Here is an 18,169-nt window from a genome sequence, read left to right as displayed (position 1 = left end):
GAGCCCATGACACAGGAATACGGAGTCGGCATCATCGGCTGCGGCAACATTTCGGGCGCCTATTTCAAGCTGATCCCGACCTTCAGGAACCTGAAGCTCGTCGCCTGCGCCGACATCAACCCGGCCGCGTCGAAGGCGCGCTCGGAGGAATTCGGCGTGCTGGCGCAGGAGATCGACGCGCTCCTCGCCAATCCCGCCGTCGACGTCGTCGTCAACCTGACGGTGCCGGAGGCGCATTATCCGGTGTCGAAGAAGGTGCTGGAAGCCGGCAAACATGTCTATTCGGAAAAGCCCTTCGTGCTGTCGCTCGAACAGGGCGAGGATCTGCGCCGCATTGCAGACGCCAAGGGTCTGAAGGTCGGCTCGGCGCCGGATACCTATCTCGGTGGCTCGCACCAGTTCGTGCGGCACCTGATCGATAGCGGGCGCGTCGGAAAGATCATGTCCGGCACGGCGCATGTGCTCGGGCCGGGCATGGAGAGCTGGCATCCGAACCCGGACTTCTTCTTCGCGCCGGGCGGCGGGCCGATCCTCGACATGGGGCCGTATTACGTCAACAATCTCGTCAACCTCGTCGGGCCGGTGAAGCGCGTTGTGGCGCTCGCCAACAGGGCGCGCGAGGAACGCACCATCAGCAATGGTCCGCGCCTCGGCGAAAAGGTGCCGGTGGTCGTCGCCACCAACATCCACGCCATCCTGGAATTCGTCAGCGGGGCGCAGATCTCGCTGATGTCGAGCTGGGACGTCTGGGCGCATCGCCACCAGAACATGGAGCTCTACGGCACCGACGGCGCCGTCTTCGTGCCGGACCCGAATTTCTTCGGCGGCACGGTGGAAGTGGCGGGCAACGACCGGGAGCCGAAGGAAGTGGAGGTCTGGGACCATCCGCTGACTGCCCAGAACTACCAGTTCGACTGGGGCACACAGGCCAACTACCGCGGCATCGGCCTTGCCGACATGATGGAGGCGGTGACGACCGGTCGCGACTACCGCTGCTCGCTCGACCGCTCGCTGCACACGATCGACGTGCTGACGGCGATCCTGCGCTCGGCCGACGAGGGCAGGGCGGTGGATATCGTCACGACCTGCACGCAGCCGGAGGCGCTGGGCATCGAGGAGGCGCGGGCGTTGCTTCGGTAGACGGAGGTTTTTTGTCCATCCCGCTTGCTCCCATCGATCTCCCCCCTTGAGGGGGAGATGTCGCGAAGCGACAGAGGGGGGTGGCGACGGCGCGGCATAGTTGGCACCGGCTGTTTTTGCCGAAACGGTACCCCCCTCTGCCCTGCCGGGCATCTCCCCCTCAAGGGGGGAGATCGGAAGGCCGCACCGTCTGGGGGAAATGGGGACCTTGCCTCTTGTGAATGCGCCCCGGCCAAGGGTACGACACACATCTCAATTCAAGCAAAGGAACGTAACCATGGCCTGGCAGCCTGCGGACAACCGCTACGATACGATGACCTATAACCGTGTCGGGCGCTCCGGCCTGAAGCTGCCGGCGATTTCGCTCGGGCTGTGGCACAATTTCGGCGACGACACGCCGCATGACCGCAAGGTCGACATGTGCCGCACGGCCTTCGACCTCGGCATCAGCCATTTCGATCTCGCCAACAATTACGGCCCGCCGGGAGGCACCGCGGAAACAGCTTTCGGTGAGATTCTCCGCACCGACTTCGCGCATCTGCGCGACGAGCTGATCATCTCTTCCAAGGCCGGTTACAATATGTGGCCGGGTCCCTATGGCGAGTGGGGCAGCCGCAAATACCTGATCGCGTCCTGCGACCAGAGCCTGAAGCGCATGGGCCTCGACTATGTCGACATTTTTTACTCCCACCGCTTCGATCCCGATACGCCGCTGGAGGAGACCTGCGGCGCGCTCGATCATATCGTGCGCTCCGGCCGCGCGCTTTACGTCGGCATCTCCTCCTACAATTCGCAGCGCACCCGCGAGGCGGCGGCGATCCTGAAGGCGCTCGGAACGCCCTGCATCATCCACCAGCCGAGCTATTCCATGCTCAACCGCTGGGTCGAGGAGGATGGTCTCGTCGACACGCTGGAAGAGCTCGGCATCGGCTCGATCGTCTTCTCGCCGCTGGCGCAGGGCATGCTGACGACGAAATATCTCGGCGGCATTCCGGGCGACAGCCGGGCGGCGCTGAACCATTTCCTCAAGAAGGATTTCATCCGTCCCGAGATCATCGACAATATCCGCAAGCTGAACGCGATCGCCGAGCGGCGTGGCCAGACGCTGGCGCAGATGGCGCTTGCCTGGGTGCTGCGCGGCGGGCGCATCACCTCGGCGCTGATCGGCGCCAGCCGCGCGTCGCAGATCGTCGATTGCGTCAAGGCGCTGGAAAAGCCGGATTTTTCGGCCGAGGAGCTGGCCGAGATCGACGTCCATGCCAAGGGCGCAGACGTCAATCTCTGGGGCAGCGCAGCCTGATCAACCGGCCTGCCGTACCCAGAGCGGGAACGGGTCCGGCAGGTTCGCCCAGCGCGCCGGCTCGAATGTCTCGGCCTCGACGAGACAGGCATCGAGCCTGCGGCGGATTGCGGCTTCGTCCATCGGATCGGCGCCGATGAAGACGAGTTCCTGCCGGCGGTCGCCCCAGACCGGATCGCTGGCGCGGGCGATGCCCTCGCGCGCCGCCTGGTCCTGCGGCCAATGCTGTTGCGGCACGGCGGCCCACCAGAGGCCGAGGCGGCCGCTCTTCACCAGGGCGCCGGCCTGGCTCATCTCGCCGACATGGTGCGGGCGGGTCGCCAGCCAGAAAAAACCCTTGGCGCGGATGACGCCGGGCCAGCTTTCATCGAGGAAGGTTTGGAAGCGGGCCGGGTGGAACGGTTGTTTCGCGCGGTAGACGAAGGAGCGGATGCCGTATTCTTCGGTCTCCGGCACATGGTCCTTGAAACCGTGCAGTTCCTTGAACCAGAGCGGATGTTCGCTCGCCTTCTCGAAATCGAAGCGGCCGGTGCCGAGAATGTCGGTGAGCTCGACGCGACCGAAATCCGTTTCGATCACGCGGGCCGATGAATTGAGGCCGCCGACGATCTGGCGGGCGGCGAGCAGGGTGTCGAGCTTTGCCGCCCCGGCCTTGTTGAGCACGACGACGTCGGCGAATTCGATCTGCTCGACCAGCAGTTCCACCAGCGTGCGCGTGTCGCCTTCGCCGGCCGTCTCGCCGCGCTCTGCCAGAAAGTCCTGCGAGCTATAGTCGTTCAGCAGGTTTACGGAATCGACCACCGTCACCATCGTGTCGAGCCGCGCGACGTCGGACAGGCTTTGGCCGTTTTCGTCGCGGAAATCGAAGGTGGTGGCGACGGGCAGGGGTTCGGAAATGCCGCTCGATTCGATCAGCAGGTAGTCGAAGCGGTTCATCTCGGCGAGGCGGCGCACCTCGGCCAGCAGGTCGTCGCGCAGTGTGCAACAGATGCAGCCATTGCTCATCTCGACGAGCTGTTCGCCCGTGCGCGATAGGTTCGCCCCGCCATCGCGGATGAGGGCCGCGTCGATATTGACCTCGCTCATGTCATTGACGATGACCGCGACACGCAGGCCGCTGCGGTTGGTGAGCACATGGTTGAGAAGCGTCGTCTTGCCGGCGCCGAGGAAGCCGGAAAGCACGGTGACGGGGAGGCGGTTGTCCATGCGATTTGCCTTTTTGTGTTATACTATTACATCTGGTGCGCTGAAAAAGGCGGGGTGATCCCGCCTGGGTTCGATCTGCTATTGGGAGGCCCTGTTTTACCTCCCCCTTGAGGGGGGAGGTCGCCGCGCAGCGGCGGGTGGGGGTGATCTGCATCCGCACCGGCGCTTGTGGAGATGCGGCGTCACCCCACCCCGGAGCTTCGCTCCGACCCTCCCCCTCAAGGGGAGGGTGGCCTTCGGCCCGCCTTTTCTCAGCTAGCCCGGCCGAGGCAATCGCGCAGCGACGTGGCGATGCTCCTCATCAGGGTGAAATAGAGGTCCGGGCCGGGCTCCAGGGTCGCGGCTTCCGGGTCGAGCGTGCCGGATTTTGCCGGCGTGCCTTCGATCACCACGTTGACGAGCTTCGGCTCGAACTGCGGTTCGGCGAAGACGCAGGTGGCGCCCAGCGTCTTCACCTTGTCGCGGATCTGCGTCAGGCGCTCGGCGCCGGGCAGGGTTTCCGGGCTGACGGTGATGGAGCCGGCGGCGTGCACGCCGTAGTGATGTTCGAAATACTGGTAGGCGTCGTGGAAGACGATGAAGGGCTTGTCCTTTACCGGCGCCACCGTCTCGGCAACTTCCTTGTCGAGGGCGGCGAGCTTGTCGTTCAGGCTCGCGAGGTTCGCCTTGTAGGCCTCGGCATTGGCCGGGTCCTTGTCGGAAAGCACCTTTGCCGTCTCTGCGGCGATGGCGCGGGCATTGTCCGGGCTCAGCCAGAGATGCATGTCGAATTCGCCATGTTCATGGCCCTCGTGTCCGGCTTCCTCGCCATGCGCGTGTGCCTCTTCGGCCTCCTTGCCATGGTCGTGGCCTTCGGCGGCATGCTCGTGGCCTTCCTCGCCCTCGTGTTCATGCGCCTCGAACGGCCCGCCCTCGCGGAAATGCAGCTTTTCGAGACCCGGTGCATCGTCCAGTTCGACGACGGTCGCCTTGCTGCCGAGCGCTTCCAGCGGCTTTTCCAGGAAGGCCTCCAGCCCGTGACCGACCCAGAAGACCACGTCCGCATCCTGCAAAGCCGCCGCATTGGAGGGCTTTAGCGAATAGGTGTGCGGCGAGGCGGCGCCTTCGACGATCAGATCCGGCTCGCCGACGCCCTGCATGATCGCAGCGACGAGCGAATGGATCGGCTTGATCGACACGACGACGTTCGGCACCTCCGCCCGCGCGGCAAGGGGGCCGGCGGCGAGAAGCGCGGTGGAGAGAAAGAGGGCGCGAACGGCCTTTTGCATGGGGATCTCCGTCTTGATTGTGAACGTAATGTTATTACATCAATTGCGTTATGCTATAACGTGTGCCATATCCGGTGGCAACAGGCCTTTCGGAAAAAAGTGATGCTGCAGACCCCAACCAAGATCGTCCCGCCGCTCGTCTCGCTTGGCAGTGTCGGCGTGCGCCGCCAGGGCCGCTGGCTCGTGCGCGGCGTGGAGTTTTCCGTGGCTCCCGGCGAGATCGTCACGCTGATCGGCCCGAACGGCTCCGGCAAGTCGACGACCGCCAAGGCGGCGATCGGCGTGCTGAAGGCCGACGAGGGCAGGGTGGAGCGCAGGGCCGGCCTCAAGGTCGGCTATGTGCCGCAGAAGCTTGCCATCGACTGGACCATGCCGCTCACCGTCGACCGGCTGATGACGCTGACCTCGCCGCTGAAGGGCGCCGAGATCGATGCCGCGCTCACGGCCACCGGCATCCGCCATCTTGCGCGCGCCGAGGTGCAGCATCTCTCTGGCGGCGAGTTCCAGCGCGCGCTGCTTGCCCGCGCGATCGCCCGCAAGCCGGACTTGCTGGTGCTCGACGAGCCGGTGCAGGGCGTCGACTTTTCCGGCGAGATCGCCCTCTACGACCTCATCAAGACGATCCGCAACACGACCGGCTGCGGCATCCTGCTGATCTCGCACGACCTGCATGTCGTGATGGCCGAGACGGATACCGTCATCTGCCTGAACGGCCATGTCTGTTGCCGGGGCACGCCGGAGGCCGTCAGCCAGAGCCCGGAATATCTCCGCCTCTTCGGCGCGCGTGCCAGCCAGACGCTCGCCTTCTACAATCACGATCACGACCATACGCACCTGCCGGACGGCCGCGTGCAGCATGCCGACGGCTCGATCACCGATGATTGCCGGCCGGGCGACGGTCATCACACGCAAATCGTGCCGAGCGGCAAGGCGGGGCCGATGCGCATCGTGCACACGCACGGGCCGAACTGCGGCTGCGGCCATGATCACGGCCCGGCGCCTTCTGGCCAGGCCGGGGAGGCCCGTGATGCTTGACGACTTTTTTGTACGCGCGCTCGTTGCCGGCGTGGGGCTTGCCGTCACCGCCGGGCCGCTCGGCTGTTTCGTCGTGTGGCGGCGCATGGCCTATTTCGGCGATACGATGGCGCACTCGGCGCTGCTCGGCGTGGCACTGTCGCTGCTGATGGATTTCAACCTGCTGATCAGCGTCTTCCTCGTTGCGGCGGCCGTGTCGCTGCTGATGCTGCTGTTGCAGAAGCGCGGCACGCTCTCCACCGATGCGCTGCTCGGCATCCTGTCGCACGCGACGCTGGCGATCGGCCTCGTCATGGTGTCGTTCATGACCTGGGTGCGCATCGACCTCGTCGGCTTCCTGTTCGGCGATATCCTTGCCGTGACGCGGGCCGACGTCGACCTCGTCTGGGGCGGCGGCATCCTCGTCCTCTTCGCCATCGTCTGGATATGGCGCCCGCTGATCGCCTCCACGGTGAACCCGGAACTGGCGGAGGCCGAGGGCCTGCAGCCGGAACGGGCGCGGCTCGCCTTCATGCTGCTGATGGCGCTCGTCATCGCCATTGCCATGAAGATCGTCGGCATCCTGCTGATCACCTCGCTGCTGATCATCCCGGCCGCCACCGCCCGGCGCTTTTCCACCAGCCCGGAAATCATGGCCGTGCTCGCATCCGTCATCGGCGCGCTTGCCGTCGTCGGTGGGCTGTTCGGCTCCTTGAAATTCGATACGCCCTCCGGTCCCTCGATCGTGGTGGCAGCGCTCGGCCTCTTCGTCCTGAGCCTGCTGACCAAGCCGAGGACGGGCACAACCCACCAGCCGGCCATGGGCCAGGGAGGTCAGGCATGACCACGCAACACATGACCACACAGCAACTGACGCGCAACCAGGGCCTGGTCTTCGACGTGCTCTCGCATTCCGGCAACCCGCTCAGCGCCTATTCGATCCTCGACAAGCTGCGCGACAGCGGTTTTCGCGCGCCCTTGCAGGTCTATCGCGCGCTCGACAAGCTCTTGGAATTCGGTCTCGTGCATCGCCTCGAAAGCATCAATGCCTTCGTCGCCTGCGCGCATCCGGAAGACGGCTGCCACGCCCACGGCCTCACCGCGTTCACGATCTGCGAGACCTGCGGCAAGGTCGACGAATTCCACGACCATGTGATCGAGGACCGGCTGAAGGGGTTCGCCAAGGACCGCAACTTCAAGACCGGCAAGACGACGATCGAGATCCGCGGCACCTGCGCCGGTTGCGCGTGAGGGTCAGCCGGTCTTCTGGCTGAAAATGGCTTCGATGGCGCGGGTGGTCGAAGGGCCGAACTGGCCGTCGAGCTCGCCGGAATAAACGCCCGCATCACTCAGGCGGCGCTGGAGTTCCTTGCGGAAAGCCAGCGACCAGGCCTGGCTGTTCTCTTTCATCTGCCGCAGCGATTCCTTGTGGCCGAAACGCAGTGCGGTCTCCAGCCAGCGTGCCGATTCCTTCGGGTCGGATTGCTTGACGCGGCCGTCGAGCAGTGCGGCGATATTGTGGGCGCCGTAGCTGTTTCCGGCGTCGGCTGCCTTGCGATACCAAAGCAACGCCTCCTCCCGATCCTTCTTCACCGTCCGCCCGTCCTCGTGGAAGGTGCCGATATTGTTCATTGCCTGCGCGTCGCCTGCCGCGGCCGCCTTCTGGTACCATTGCATGGCCTCGACTTCGTTCTTCTTGACGCCGCGTGCGCGCTCCAGCGCCCAGCCGACATTCGTCATCGAAGAGGCGAAACCCTTATCAGCGGCCTTTTTGTACCAGACGAAGGCTTCCTTCGGGTCCGTCTTCACGCCCAATCCGAGATCGTAGCAATCACCGACATTCTGCATGGCCACGGGAATGCCGGCATCGGCCGATTTGCGATACCATTCGAGGGCGGTTGCGAGGTTTTCCTCGACGCCTTTGCCGTTGCGGTAGAACAAGCCGACACTGTTCATTGCAAGACCGTTTCCCAGATCCGCCGCCTTCCGGAACCAGCGCAGAGCCTCGGCATAGTCCTGCTTCGTGCCCTCGCCATTTTCGTAGAGGATCGCGAGGTTGCGCATCGCCTGGTCATTGCCGAGATCGGCGGACTTGCGATATTCCGGGAGTGCTTCCTCGAAGCGGCCGGCATGATCGAGCGAACGGGCGAGCTGGTATGAGAAGCGCTTTTCCGCGGGGTTTTGGCGTATCGCCTCCTGGCAGGCCGGTATGGCGCGGGCGACGTCGATCTCGTAGAAATCGACGCCTTTCACCGATGTCAGCTTGAACGGATCGTTTTCGGCACTCGCCAGTCGGTCGCATTCCGTTTCGCCGGTGGCCTCGCGCAGGCTTGCGACGGGGGCGAGTTCGCTTATGCGCTGCCGCGCGATGGTCGCGAAGGCGCAGGTCGAAAACAGACGGAGATGGTCTTCGAACATCGCCGCAGTCTTGCTCTCGCGAATTTCGGCCCAGTGCGCTGCCGCATCCCGGCAGGGATCGTTGTGGCCGACGGTTGACGAGGCCTCCGGCGCCAGGCCTTCGCCGAGCATGACCGTCTCGAACAGCGAGCCCGTCTTGAACGGGCGCTGCTTGCCGCCCGTCGCCTCGTGCACATCCTTGGCGACGGCCCTCAGCGCCGCCTCGACCTCAAGGCCCGGCGTCACGAGGTGGCGGGTCAGCGCCGTGGCATAGGGGCTGGTCGTGCCTTCGCCATCGAGCGCCACGTCGCCCGGCGCAGTCGCGTAGCCGATCAGCATGTTGCTGTCGGCACTGTCGATCCGCGCCAGGCCGCGGGTGGGAATGCCACGGGTCGCAAGCCGTTTCATCGACGTGAGGAAAGGGTTGTCGCGGCACGCATCGAGCAGCACCAGCTTCAGTTTCGTCGCACCGGCCAGCGCGTGCAGGAGGTCGTCGAGGAGGATCGTCTCGTATTTCACGTCGCGATCGGAGGCGAGCTTGGCATCGACGGGAATGAGGAAATTGTCGCCGCTCACTTCGATGCCGTGGCCGGAATAGTAGATCAATCCGATGTCGGCACCCGCGACCATCGCCTCGAAGCGGGCCAGCGCGTCGGACATCGCGGCACGCCCCGCATTCTCGATCACCATCACCTCGAAGCCGGCGCCCTCCAGCGTCGCCGTCATGGCCTTGATGTCGTTTGGCGGGTTGCGCAGTTCCGTCGCCGGCGCAGAATAGGCGGCATTGCCGATCAACAGCGCGGCCTTGCGCTCGGCAAGTGCGGGTTGGCAGACCAGCACGGCAAAAAACACAACGGCAAGACGAAGCAGCATGGTCCCCTCACGCAGCCTTCATGGCGCGGGGAAACTATGCCTCAGCCGCGGCGCGAGGGAAAGTTTCACAACTGGAAATTTCAGGCCCGATTTCGCTATCAGCCGATCGGCTTCAGCCCCTTCCTGAAGCGCTGCCAGTTGCGCACATAGCTGTCGGCGGAGCGCTTCAGGCCGGCGAGCGCCGCCTCGTCCAGCGTGCGGATCGCCTTGGCGGGCGCGCCGACGATCAGCGAATTGTCCGGAAAGACCTTGCCCTCCGTCACCAGCGCATTGGCGCCGACGAGGCAGTTGTTGCCGATCACCGCGCCGTTCAGCACGGTCGCCCCCATGCCGATCAGTGAATTGTCGCCGATGGTGCAGCCGTGGATGATGGCGGCGTGGCCGATCGTGCAGCCTTCGCCGATCGTCACCGGCTTGCCGGGATCGGTGTGCACGACGACGCCCTCCTGGATGTTCGAGCGCGCGCCCACCGTGATCGGTTCGTTGTCGCCGCGCAGCGTCGCGCCGAACCAGATGCCGACATCTTCGCCGAGGATGACCCTGCCGATGACATTGGCATCCGGCGCCACCCAATAGCGGTCGTCCGCGGGCAGCGTCGGCTTGTCGTCGTCCAGGGCATAGAGCGGCATCGGCATTCTCCTCCAAGATGATTCCCGGCGATACTGCACCCGCCCGGCCGCGCAGGGAAAGGGCCGAGGGTGGTTTTTCCGTCGCGTTTGGAGTATGAGCCCGGCCATGACAGAAAGAGCGAACGCCAGCACGATGTACCACCAGGCCGTCAGCACGGGGACGAAGATTTTCGCCACGGCGCCGATGATCGACTGGAGCGATCGTCGCTATCGCGTCTTCGCCCGGCAGATGACGAAGAACGCGCTGCTCTTCACCGAGATGATCGTCGCCGACGCGATCCTGCGCGGCAATCGCGAGCGGCTGCTCGGTTTCGATGCAGAAGAGCATCCCGTCGCCCTCCAGCTCGGCGGCAATGATCCGCAAAAGCTCGCCGAGGCGGCGCGGATCGGCGAGGGCTTCGGTTATGCCGAGATCAACCTCAATGTCGGCTGTCCCTCGGACCGGGTGCAATCCGGCACGTTCGGCGCCTGCCTGATGCGCGAGCCGCAGCTCGTCGCCGATTGCGTGGGGGCGATGAAGGCGGCGGTGTCGATCCCCGTCACCGTAAAATGCCGCATCGGCGTCGACGACCAAGACCCGGAGGTGGCGCTGCGCGAGCTGGTGTCGCGCATCAAGGACGCCGGCACGGACGCCGTCTGGGTCCATGCGCGCAAAGCCTGGCTGCAGGGCCTTTCGCCGAAGGAGAACCGCGATATCCCGCCGCTCGACTACGGTCTCGTGCGCCGGCTGAAGGCGGAAAATCCTCACCTTTTCATCGGGCTCAACGGCGGGCTTCACACATTGAATCAGGCTGTCGAGGAGATGCAGGGCCTTGATGGCGTCATGCTCGGCCGCGCCGCCTATCAGGACAGCGGCGTGCTCGTGGGCGTGGACGCGATCTTCCCGCATCCGCTGTCGCCGGAAGGCCATCGGCCCTCGGAGACGATTGCCAGCCCGCAGGATTTGCCGGCGGAATACTGGGAAGCCGTGCGCGACGCGATGATGGCCTATGCCGCGCGTGTCGTGGCGGATGGCGGGCGGGTGGCGCATGTGACGCGCCACATGGTCGGCCTGTTCCAGGGCTTTCCGGGCGTGCGGCGCTACCGGCAGATCCTTTCCACCGATGCGACGAAGCCGGGGGCGGGACCGGAGGTGATTTCGGCGGCCTTTGCCGCGGTTCTCGACGCGCGCACCACGACGGCCGCGGCGGCGGAATAGCGCTTTCTGTGCATCGCCGCAGCGCCACCACAATTTCGTCCCCTCGGGGTCGGAAACTTCCTGCCGCTTCGCCCTTGATGGCCGAGGGATGCGGGACTAGGACAGACGACGTAATGCTAAGAGACGGACAGGTGGCCGCGTGATCGATCCCTACGCCATGCTCGGTATAGAGCGCGATGCCGACGACAATGCGGTCAAGACCGCCTATCGCAGGGCCGCCAAGGGCGTGCATCCCGATTCGGGCGGCGATGCCGACCAGTTTTCCCGCCTCCAGGCCTGCTACGACCTGCTGCGCGATCCCGTGCGCCGCAAGGTTTTCGACGATACCGGCTTCGACCCGCTCCTCGCCGATCCGCGCGACCTGAAGGGCCTGATGCTGCTGGAGCCGCTGGTCAACGACGTCATCCTCGACGAGCGCGAGCCCGGCAGCTTCGATCCGCTGGCCGCCATGCGGCGCAAGCTTTCCGACGATATCGTCAAGAGCCGGTTCCATATCCTTGAGCTCGAGCGCCACCGCAACCGCGTGCGCCAGCATATCGACCGGCTCGGCCGCAAGGCGGGCACGGATTTTCTCGGCTCCATGCTGCGCGCCCGCTCGCAGTCGATCGCCGAGGCGATCCGCAATGCTGAGAGCCAGATCGCCGCCATCGAGCAGGCCTATGCCATGCTGGAAGGCTATTCCTACGAGCTCGCGACCGCCGTCGAGGTCCTCAAGGGGGAGGCGGCCGAGTAGCGCGATCGGGATCGGAACGGCGGTTGCGGCCGGCCATTCACCCGCAATCCGGGCCAAAAAAATTCGATGCCTATCTCCCTGATTAAACGAGGGATTATCAAATATTTTCCGTGCTTTGCCCGGCTAAATGGATAGAATTCCCTTGCGAAAGGCAGAAGAAAAGCCTACATCCCATAAATCGAACTTTGCTTGTGACCTTTGTCTCTCGCCTCTTGGCACGGTCAGATCTCCTCTCATCGTCGATTTACATGCGACTCTTTCGTCGCTTTCTCCAACGATTGAAAGGATATCGTTATGAATTCTGGCACCGTGAAGTGGTTCAACAGCACCAAGGGTTTTGGCTTTATCGCTCCGGATGATGGCGCCAACGACGTGTTCGTTCATATCTCCGCCGTCGAACGTGCGGGCATGCGCTCGCTCGCCGAAGGCCAGAAGGTGAGCTTCGACATCGTTCAGGACCGCAAGTCGGGCAAGAGCTCGGCCGACAACCTGCGCGCCGCATAAGAATTGTCGTTCCTCTTGGCTGACCACGGATGTACCGGCAGTCGAGACGTCGAGCGACAGGAAGAGGTCGGGGTAATGCCCGGCCTTTTTGTTTCGAACGCGCGCAGTTGATCACGTTCAAGGATCGTGTGCGTCTCGGCAACGAGACGTTCGAGCGCCGGATCGTTGCGAGCGACATCGATACGGTTGAAATAAGCAGTGGTGGCAGTGTCTCCGTTTCCTCCAAGGGAGGCGAACCCTGGCTCAAGCCATCCGGCATTCGCATCAACAAATAATCAACAGCGGCGGCCGCACGGCCGCGATGAAAGGATATGTTTTGCAGGTACTCGTCCGGGACAACAACATCGAGCAGGCCATCCGCGTTCTGAAGAAAAAGCTGCAGCGCGAAGGCGTTTTCCGCGAAATGAAGGCCCGCAGCGCCTATGAAAAGCCGTCTGAAAAGCGCGCACGCGAAAAGGCCGAAGCTGTTCGGCGCGCCCGCAAGCTCGCCCGCAAGAAGGCCCAGCGCGAAGGCCTCATCCCTGGTCCGAAGCGCAAGCCGCTCCCGGGTCCGGGCCGCGTTGCCGGTTGATCGGCACGACGCCACGACGGCGGCAGAGGAGCACGCGATGACAGCGACCCGACAGCAGTTTTTCAAGCCGACGAAGGTCAGCGCTGCGACGAAGGCTGCGGAAACCGATTCCGCCGCCAAGACCATCGTGGCCCAGGAAGCCGCCGCTCGCGACAAGAAGACGGAAAAGTTGCGGGCGATGCGCATCGCCCAGGAAGCGGCCCAACCCGCGCCCCTGCCGACGACCAAGAAGCGCAAGTAGCACACCCCGTCGAACAGGCTTCGCCCCTCTACGACGTGCATCGGACAAGCAGCCCGGCCCAACAGCCGGGCTCTTGCCGTTTTTGGGTTGGAAAGGCTAGCGGCGGCCGCTGCCCCGTTTCATCATATTCGGCCGTTCCTGTAGTGCGGCATGGCAGAATAACCTTTCAAGCGCCAAGAAAAAGACCGCGAATTAGTCCGGCGTCCCGACCCTCTCCTCGTATCGCCGGAAGCCACTATTTTCCGCAGGCCTATATCTAACACGCAGATAACGTCAGTTCCCATATCCAAGCGCTACCCTGTCGTTACTGCAACACTTTTTTGGTGCATATGTAGCGCGGTGAAGGGCTGGCGTATTACCGATTAAGGTTGATTACAATTTCTCGAACGATTAATCCGATATTTAAAGCTTTCTGCAACGTTGGGTCTGTTTTCCACTGCTATAAGCCAACTTCAACATGTAGTATCGGGTTTTGGAATATGCACATCAAGCCGAGTGACATCGCTAATTCCGTAAAAAAAGTATCTAAACTAAATTACGAAAAATATCTTCGATCCATGGTCATAACAGCTCGAGCATTCACGACAGAAGAATTGCGGCTGGATTTTCCTGTTACTGCGGTAATTGGTACAAATGGTGGAGGAAAATCGACGGTTTTGGGTTCCGCCGCCCTCGCCTACAAATCTGTTAAGCCGAGGACTTTTTTTCCAAAATCAAATGTTGGCGACAATTCAATGTCAAATTGGAGAATTGATTTTGTAATACTTGATAGATCTATTAATTCAAAGTCCACTTTCAATAAAAATGCGCACTTCACATCAAGCAAGTGGCGACGAGACGAGGCTGTTAATCGTAATGTTATATTCTTCCCGATTCAGCGCACGGTTCCGGCCGCCGAGCAGACACGCTACAAGAAATATATAGGAATATATAAAGCGAAGTCGGCTATAATATCGGATCTTGACGATGATACAAAGCAGTATGCCGGTGCAATACTTGGCCGTGATCTATCAGGTTATAAAATAGCGAGGAAGGATAAAAAGGACAAAGATTCAATTTTTCTGGGTGAGTCGAATAAAAAGGATTACTCTCAATTTCATTTTGGGGCTGGGGAAGCCTCTGTGATTGAAATGGTTTCGAAGATTGTATCTGCGCCAAAGAATTCTCTCATTCTCATAGAAGAGCTGGAGAATGGCCTTCATCCAATTGCTGTTCGTAATATGACGAGGTTTCTGGTAAAAGTCGCAAATGAGAATAACCATCAGGTGATATTCTCTACGCATTCTGAGGACGCGATTATCGATCTACCGCCTGAAGCTATTTGGGCCTGCATAGAGGGTAAAGCTATTCAGGGGAAATTAAATATAGAAAGTTTGCGGGCAATTGTTGGCTCTGTGGAAAAGTCACAAGTAATATTTGCTGAGGATGAATTTGCCGTAGACTTCACCACCGAAATAATAAGACAGAGCCTACCATCGGCGCTAAATACGTTAGAAATTCACAAGGCTGGCGGATATCCATATGTTTGCCAAGTCGCTCAATATCATAACAACAATCCCGCTATTAAGAGCACGGCTTACGCTGTTGTTGACGGTGACCAGGGGAACGTCGAAGATCCGGATTCCAACGTATATTGCTTACCAAATGGTATTCCAGAAAAAATTGTATTCGATTTTGTTTCGGAAAATATGGACGGCCTCCTTGGGGTTATGCAGCAGCGTTGTCAATGTACTCAGATATCTCATGATGAAATCAAAAAAAGAGTGTTAAAAGTAGGAAATATGTCGCTTGATCCGCACGACATATTTTCACAGCTTGCCTTAGAACTTGATTTTTCTTCGGAGATTGTTATACGGAGAGCGTTCATTTCTATATACGTCCAGCAAAATAAAGGCCTAATGGCGCCGCTTGTAAGTAAGATAAAAGATTCAATTAATTAAAATATGGAATATCGCCGAGTGCTCCTGTCAAAGGGGCGCTCGGTGGTGAGCCATTATTGTAATTCATAAATGAACTCTTCAATGCCTTAAGGTCAAAGCCCACTCTCTGGAAGTTGGGATTCAGCGCCCCGGCCGCCCCGTTTTCCCCTTTGTCCGCCCCTTGCGCTTCTCCTCACCCGGATCCTCATAACTCCCCGCACCGATCTTCCCACGACGAACCGGCTTGGCGTCCTCCGCGCTGGCGGCGCGTTCCGGCTGGCCTTCGAGCAAGGGGCCGGTGCGTTTCTTGCTGGCGAGGGTTTCGTCCGGGCGGGCGGGGGTGCTGCCGGCGATGGGTTTTTCGGTGCGGCCGACGGTCATTTCGTCGAGGCTGTTCTTGCGGAACAGCGACTTGCCGGCGGGTTCGGCGATGTCGCGGCCCATCTGGTCCAGGTCGGGCTTGCGGAAGAGGGGGCGTTCGGTGTCGGTGCCCGGGCCCATGTCGTCGAGCGAGGGTTTTTGGAAGAGGCTGCCGGCGGCGGGGGCCTTGGTTTTGGATGCCCGGGGCGAACCGGATGACGGGGACGCGGTTTTCGCCCCGCCTTTTTCCTGGGCCTTGGCCTCTTCCCGCGCCATCGGGTCGTCCATGACCGCGAGTTCGGCGGCCTTGAGGCGCTTGATCTCGTCGCGCAGGCGGGCTGCCTTTTCGAAGTCGAGATCGGCGGCGGCGTCGCGCATGGCTTTTTCCAGCGCGTTGAGATGGGTCTGGAGGTTGTTGCCGACGAGGTTGCCGCCATCCGCAAACCCCTTGCCGGCGACGCCGGAAATGTCGGCGCGCACGTGGTCGCGCTCGTAGACCGAGTCGAGGATGTCGGAAATCCTGGCCTTCACCGATTCCGGGGTGATGCCATGGGCCTCATTGTAGGCGACCTGCTTTTGGCGGCGGCGGGTCGTTTCCTCCATGGCGCGCTGCATGGAGCCGGTGATCTGGTCGGCATAGAGGATGACCTTGCCGTCGACGTTGCGCGCGGCGCGGCCGATGGTCTGGACGAGGGAGGTTTCGGAGCGCAAAAAGCCTTCCTTGTCGGCGTCGAGGATGGCGACGAAGCCGCATTCCGGGATGTCGAGGCCCTCGCGCAGCAGGTTGATGCCGACCAGCACGTCGAAAGCGCCGAGCCGCAGGTCGCGGATGATCTCGATGCGCTCCAGCGTGTCGATGTCCGAGTGCATGTAGCGCACGCGAACCCCCTGCTCGTGCAGGTATTCGGTGAGGTCTTCGGCCATGCGCTTGGTGAGCACCGTGACGAGGGTGCGGTAGCCGGCCTGGGCGGTCTCGCGGATTTCGCCCAGCACGTCGTCCACCTGGCTTTTCGCCGGGCGAACCTCGACCGGGGGATCGATCAGGCCGGTCGGGCGGATGACCTGTTCGGCGAAGACGCCACCGGCCGCTTCCATCTCCCAGCCGCCCGGCGTGGCGGATACGGCGATCGTGTCGGGGCGCATGGCGTCCCATTCCTCGAAGCGCAGCGGGCGGTTGTCCATGCAGGAGGGCAGGCGGAAGCCGTATTCGGCCAGCGTCGCCTTGCGGCGGAAGTCGCCCCGGTACATGCCGCCGATCTGCGGGACCGTGACGTGGCTTTCGTCGATGAAGATCAGGGCGTTGTCGGGGATATATTCGAAGAGAGTCGGCGGCGGCTCGCCGGGCTTGCGGCCCGTGAGATAGCGCGAATAGTTCTCGATGCCGGCGCAGGAGCCCGTGGCCTCCAGCATCTCGATATCGTAGCGCGTGCGCTGTTCGAGGCGCTGCGCTTCCAGCAGGCGGCCGGCCTTTTCCAGCTCGACCAGGCGGTGCTTCAGCTCCTCCTTGATCGCCTTGATGGCGCCGTTCAGCGTCGGGCGCGGGGTGACGTAGTGTGAGTTGGCGTAGATCTTGACCGATTTCAGGTCGCCGGTCTTCTGGCCGGTCAGCGGGTCGAACTCGGTGATCGCGTCGATCTCGTCGCCGAACATCGAGATGCGCCAGGCGGCATCCTCGAGGTGGGCCGGGAAGATTTCGATCGTGTCGCCGCGGACGCGAAAAGAGCCGCGCTGGAAATCCATCTCGCGGCGCTTGTATTGCTGGGCGACGAGGTCGGCGAGGAGCTGGCGCTGGTCGAGCCGGTCGCCGACCTGCATCTGGAAGGTCATCGCCGTATAGGTCTCGACCGAGCCGATACCGTAGATGCAGGAGACCGAGGCGACGATGATGCAGTCGTCGCGCTCGATCAGCGAGCGGGTGGCCGAGTGGCGCATGCGGTCGATCTGCTCGTTGATCGAGGATTCCTTCTCGATGAACGTATCCGAGCGCGGCACATAGGCTTCCGGCTGGTAATAATCGTAGTAGGAGACGAAATATTCGACCGCGTTTTCCGGGAAGAAATTCTTGAACTCGGAATAGAGCTGGGCGGCCAGCGTCTTGTTCGGCGCCAGGATGACCGCCGGGCGCTGCGTCGCCTCGATCACCTTGGCCATGGTGAAGGTCTTGCCCGAGCCCGTGACGCCGAGCAGCACCTGGTTGCGCTCGCCAGACGACAGGCCCTCGACGAGGTCCTTGATGGCGGTCGGCTGGTCGCCGGCGGGCTGGTATTCGCTGATCATGCGGATGGGGATGCCGCCTTCCGACTTTTCTGGCCGGGCCGGGCGGTGCGGCGTCCACATCTTGCCGTCCTTGAACAGCGGATTGCCGCTCTCGATGAGGGCCGAGAGCGCTTCCACCGTCGCGGTGACGGCCGTGCCGGCATTGGAGGAGACGGCGTCTTCCAGCGAGGTGTCCATGCCGGAGACCGGGTTGAGGCCGGCGGCGGCGCGGGTCTTCGGATCGGACGAGCCGCCGATCGACACGCCGCGGGCGGTTTTGGAGACCGTGACGTTTTCCGTATGGCGGCGGGCGGCGTTCTCCACCGTCTTGCGGTGTTTGCCGGCCTTGGAGGCGACCTCGCGCCGGCTCTCGATGCTCGCGGCCTCCGCCTCGGCTTCGAGCTGCTTCACCCAGTCGGAGACGCTGCCGGAGATCGGCGCGCCTTCGAAGTCAGATTGCGGGGCTTCCTCGAAACCGGGGTTCGAGGGCGAGGATTTTTTCGGGGATCTGGCCATGCGGGGAATATGGAGAGAGTCATCCGGAAAGAAAAGAGGGCATG

General features: G+C 62.3%; 17 protein-coding genes. 12 read left to right on the top strand and 5 right to left on the bottom strand.

Annotated features, from left to right (window positions below):
• The first annotated feature begins 6 nt into the window (after positions 1-6).
• Positions 7-1,140, top strand: a complete 1,134-nt coding sequence (locus VGN93_RS15680; RefSeq protein WP_327508174.1) for a Gfo/Idh/MocA family oxidoreductase — start codon at positions 7-9, stop codon at positions 1,138-1,140.
• A gap of 277 nt (positions 1,141-1,417) precedes the next feature.
• Positions 1,418-2,440 carry an L-glyceraldehyde 3-phosphate reductase gene (mgrA, locus tag VGN93_RS15675; protein WP_327508173.1) on the top strand — a complete coding sequence of 341 codons (1,023 nt, stop codon included), beginning with the start codon at positions 1,418-1,420 and terminating at the stop codon, positions 2,438-2,440.
• Here the strand turns inward: mgrA and zigA are convergent, their stop codons facing one another.
• Together zigA and znuA are read right to left on the bottom strand one after the other, a co-directional pair.
• Complete coding sequence (gene zigA / locus VGN93_RS15670; RefSeq protein WP_327508172.1) at positions 2,441-3,646, bottom strand: zinc metallochaperone GTPase ZigA; 1,206 nt, start codon at positions 3,644-3,646, stop codon at positions 2,441-2,443. It lies immediately after the preceding gene.
• A 251-nt stretch (positions 3,647-3,897) separates the two neighbouring features.
• Positions 3,898-4,914: a zinc ABC transporter substrate-binding protein ZnuA gene (gene znuA, locus VGN93_RS15665; protein WP_327508171.1), complete on the bottom strand. Its 1,017-nt coding sequence runs from the start codon at positions 4,912-4,914 to the stop codon at positions 3,898-3,900.
• Between the two features lie 102 nt (positions 4,915-5,016).
• Between znuA and VGN93_RS15660 the strand changes: the two genes are divergently transcribed.
• The 3 genes from VGN93_RS15660 to VGN93_RS15650 are packed head-to-tail and all read left to right on the top strand — an operon-like array spanning position 5,017 to position 7,179.
• On the top strand, positions 5,017-5,949 hold the full coding sequence (locus VGN93_RS15660) for a metal ABC transporter ATP-binding protein (protein ID WP_327508170.1): 933 nt from the start codon (positions 5,017-5,019) through the stop codon (positions 5,947-5,949).
• Entirely contained in the window at positions 5,942-6,772 is an 831-nt protein-coding gene (locus VGN93_RS15655; RefSeq protein WP_327508169.1) for a metal ABC transporter permease, read from the top strand. The genes VGN93_RS15660 and VGN93_RS15655 overlap by 8 nt, the downstream gene beginning before the upstream one ends.
• 11 nt (positions 6,773-6,783) lie before the next feature.
• Entirely contained in the window at positions 6,784-7,179 is a 396-nt protein-coding gene (locus VGN93_RS15650) for a Fur family transcriptional regulator (protein ID WP_327508309.1), read from the top strand.
• Between the two features lie 3 nt (positions 7,180-7,182).
• On the opposite strand, the gene VGN93_RS15645 is transcribed toward VGN93_RS15650, so the two are convergent.
• A complete protein-coding gene (locus tag VGN93_RS15645; protein ID WP_327508168.1) occupies positions 7,183-9,198 on the bottom strand; it encodes a caspase family protein in 2,016 nt (671 codons plus the stop codon).
• A gap of 98 nt (positions 9,199-9,296) precedes the next feature.
• Positions 9,297-9,827 carry a gamma carbonic anhydrase family protein gene (locus tag VGN93_RS15640; RefSeq protein WP_327508167.1) on the bottom strand — a complete coding sequence of 177 codons (531 nt, stop codon included), beginning with the start codon at positions 9,825-9,827 and terminating at the stop codon, positions 9,297-9,299.
• Between the two features lie 106 nt (positions 9,828-9,933).
• Between VGN93_RS15640 and dusA the strand changes: the two genes are divergently transcribed.
• The 7 genes from dusA to VGN93_RS15605 all read left to right on the top strand — a co-directional run bounded on the left by dusA (position 9,934) and on the right by VGN93_RS15605 (position 15,014).
• Positions 9,934-11,025 carry a tRNA dihydrouridine(20/20a) synthase DusA gene (dusA, locus tag VGN93_RS15635; RefSeq protein ID WP_414714096.1) on the top strand — a complete coding sequence of 364 codons (1,092 nt, stop codon included), beginning with the start codon at positions 9,934-9,936 and terminating at the stop codon, positions 11,023-11,025.
• 157 nt (positions 11,026-11,182) lie between these two features.
• The gene (locus VGN93_RS15630) at positions 11,183-11,758 is read left to right on the top strand and encodes a J domain-containing protein (RefSeq protein ID WP_319323444.1); all 576 of its coding nucleotides are present in this window, start codon (positions 11,183-11,185) and stop codon (positions 11,756-11,758) included.
• Positions 11,759-12,052: 294 nt separating this feature from the next.
• Positions 12,053-12,262 (top strand): cold-shock protein, encoded by a 210-nt coding sequence (locus VGN93_RS15625; RefSeq protein ID WP_306035620.1) that lies wholly within the window; start codon positions 12,053-12,055, stop codon positions 12,260-12,262.
• Between the two features lie 107 nt (positions 12,263-12,369).
• Positions 12,370-12,537, top strand: a complete 168-nt coding sequence (locus VGN93_RS15620; RefSeq protein ID WP_327508166.1) for a hypothetical protein — start codon at positions 12,370-12,372, stop codon at positions 12,535-12,537.
• 41 nt (positions 12,538-12,578) lie between these two features.
• The gene (rpsU, locus tag VGN93_RS15615; RefSeq protein ID WP_256115548.1) at positions 12,579-12,833 is read left to right on the top strand and encodes a 30S ribosomal protein S21; all 255 of its coding nucleotides are present in this window, start codon (positions 12,579-12,581) and stop codon (positions 12,831-12,833) included.
• A 37-nt stretch (positions 12,834-12,870) separates the two neighbouring features.
• The gene (locus VGN93_RS15610) at positions 12,871-13,074 is read left to right on the top strand and encodes a hypothetical protein (RefSeq protein WP_256115549.1); all 204 of its coding nucleotides are present in this window, start codon (positions 12,871-12,873) and stop codon (positions 13,072-13,074) included.
• 479 nt (positions 13,075-13,553) lie between these two features.
• Positions 13,554-15,014, top strand: coding sequence for an AAA family ATPase (locus VGN93_RS15605; RefSeq protein ID WP_327508165.1), 1,461 nt, complete (start codon positions 13,554-13,556; stop codon positions 15,012-15,014).
• Positions 15,015-15,134: 120 nt separating this feature from the next.
• Here VGN93_RS15605 and uvrB read toward each other — a convergent pair whose 3' ends face one another.
• Complete coding sequence (uvrB, locus tag VGN93_RS15600) at positions 15,135-18,125, bottom strand: excinuclease ABC subunit UvrB (RefSeq protein ID WP_327508164.1); 2,991 nt, start codon at positions 18,123-18,125, stop codon at positions 15,135-15,137.
• Positions 18,126-18,169 lie beyond the last annotated feature (44 nt).

This window comes from Shinella sp. (assembly GCF_035998705.1).
In the GTDB taxonomy this organism is placed as follows: domain Bacteria; phylum Pseudomonadota; class Alphaproteobacteria; order Rhizobiales; family Rhizobiaceae; genus Shinella.
The sequence above is the reverse complement of the archived record's forward strand: the minus strand, read 5'-3'. Positions and strand labels throughout refer to the sequence as shown.

Bases quoted from the DNA above. Each gene is read 5' to 3' on its own strand.
- VGN93_RS15610 (WP_256115549.1), top strand. From the start codon at position 12,871: ATGACAGCGACCCGACAGCAGTTTTTCAAGCCGACGAAGGTCAGCGCT.
- VGN93_RS15645 (WP_327508168.1), bottom strand. From the start codon at position 9,198: ATGCTGCTTCGTCTTGCCGTTGTGTTTTTTGCCGTGCTGGTCTGCCAA.
- VGN93_RS15655 (WP_327508169.1), top strand. From the start codon at position 5,942: ATGCTTGACGACTTTTTTGTACGCGCGCTCGTTGCCGGCGTGGGGCTT.
- znuA (WP_327508171.1), bottom strand. From the start codon at position 4,914: ATGCAAAAGGCCGTTCGCGCCCTCTTTCTCTCCACCGCGCTTCTCGCC.
- uvrB (WP_327508164.1), bottom strand. From the start codon at position 18,125: ATGGCCAGATCCCCGAAAAAATCCTCGCCCTCGAACCCCGGTTTCGAG.
- VGN93_RS15625 (WP_306035620.1), top strand. From the start codon at position 12,053: ATGAATTCTGGCACCGTGAAGTGGTTCAACAGCACCAAGGGTTTTGGC.
- mgrA (WP_327508173.1), top strand. From the start codon at position 1,418: ATGGCCTGGCAGCCTGCGGACAACCGCTACGATACGATGACCTATAAC.
- VGN93_RS15605 (WP_327508165.1), top strand. From the start codon at position 13,554: ATGCACATCAAGCCGAGTGACATCGCTAATTCCGTAAAAAAAGTATCT.
- VGN93_RS15680 (WP_327508174.1), top strand. From the start codon at position 7: ATGACACAGGAATACGGAGTCGGCATCATCGGCTGCGGCAACATTTCG.
- VGN93_RS15650 (WP_327508309.1), top strand. From the start codon at position 6,784: ATGACCACACAGCAACTGACGCGCAACCAGGGCCTGGTCTTCGACGTG.
- VGN93_RS15630 (WP_319323444.1), top strand. From the start codon at position 11,183: ATGCTCGGTATAGAGCGCGATGCCGACGACAATGCGGTCAAGACCGCC.
- VGN93_RS15660 (WP_327508170.1), top strand. From the start codon at position 5,017: ATGCTGCAGACCCCAACCAAGATCGTCCCGCCGCTCGTCTCGCTTGGC.
- zigA (WP_327508172.1), bottom strand. From the start codon at position 3,646: ATGGACAACCGCCTCCCCGTCACCGTGCTTTCCGGCTTCCTCGGCGCC.
- dusA (WP_414714096.1), top strand. From the start codon at position 9,934: ATGACAGAAAGAGCGAACGCCAGCACGATGTACCACCAGGCCGTCAGC.
- VGN93_RS15640 (WP_327508167.1), bottom strand. From the start codon at position 9,827: ATGCCGCTCTATGCCCTGGACGACGACAAGCCGACGCTGCCCGCGGAC.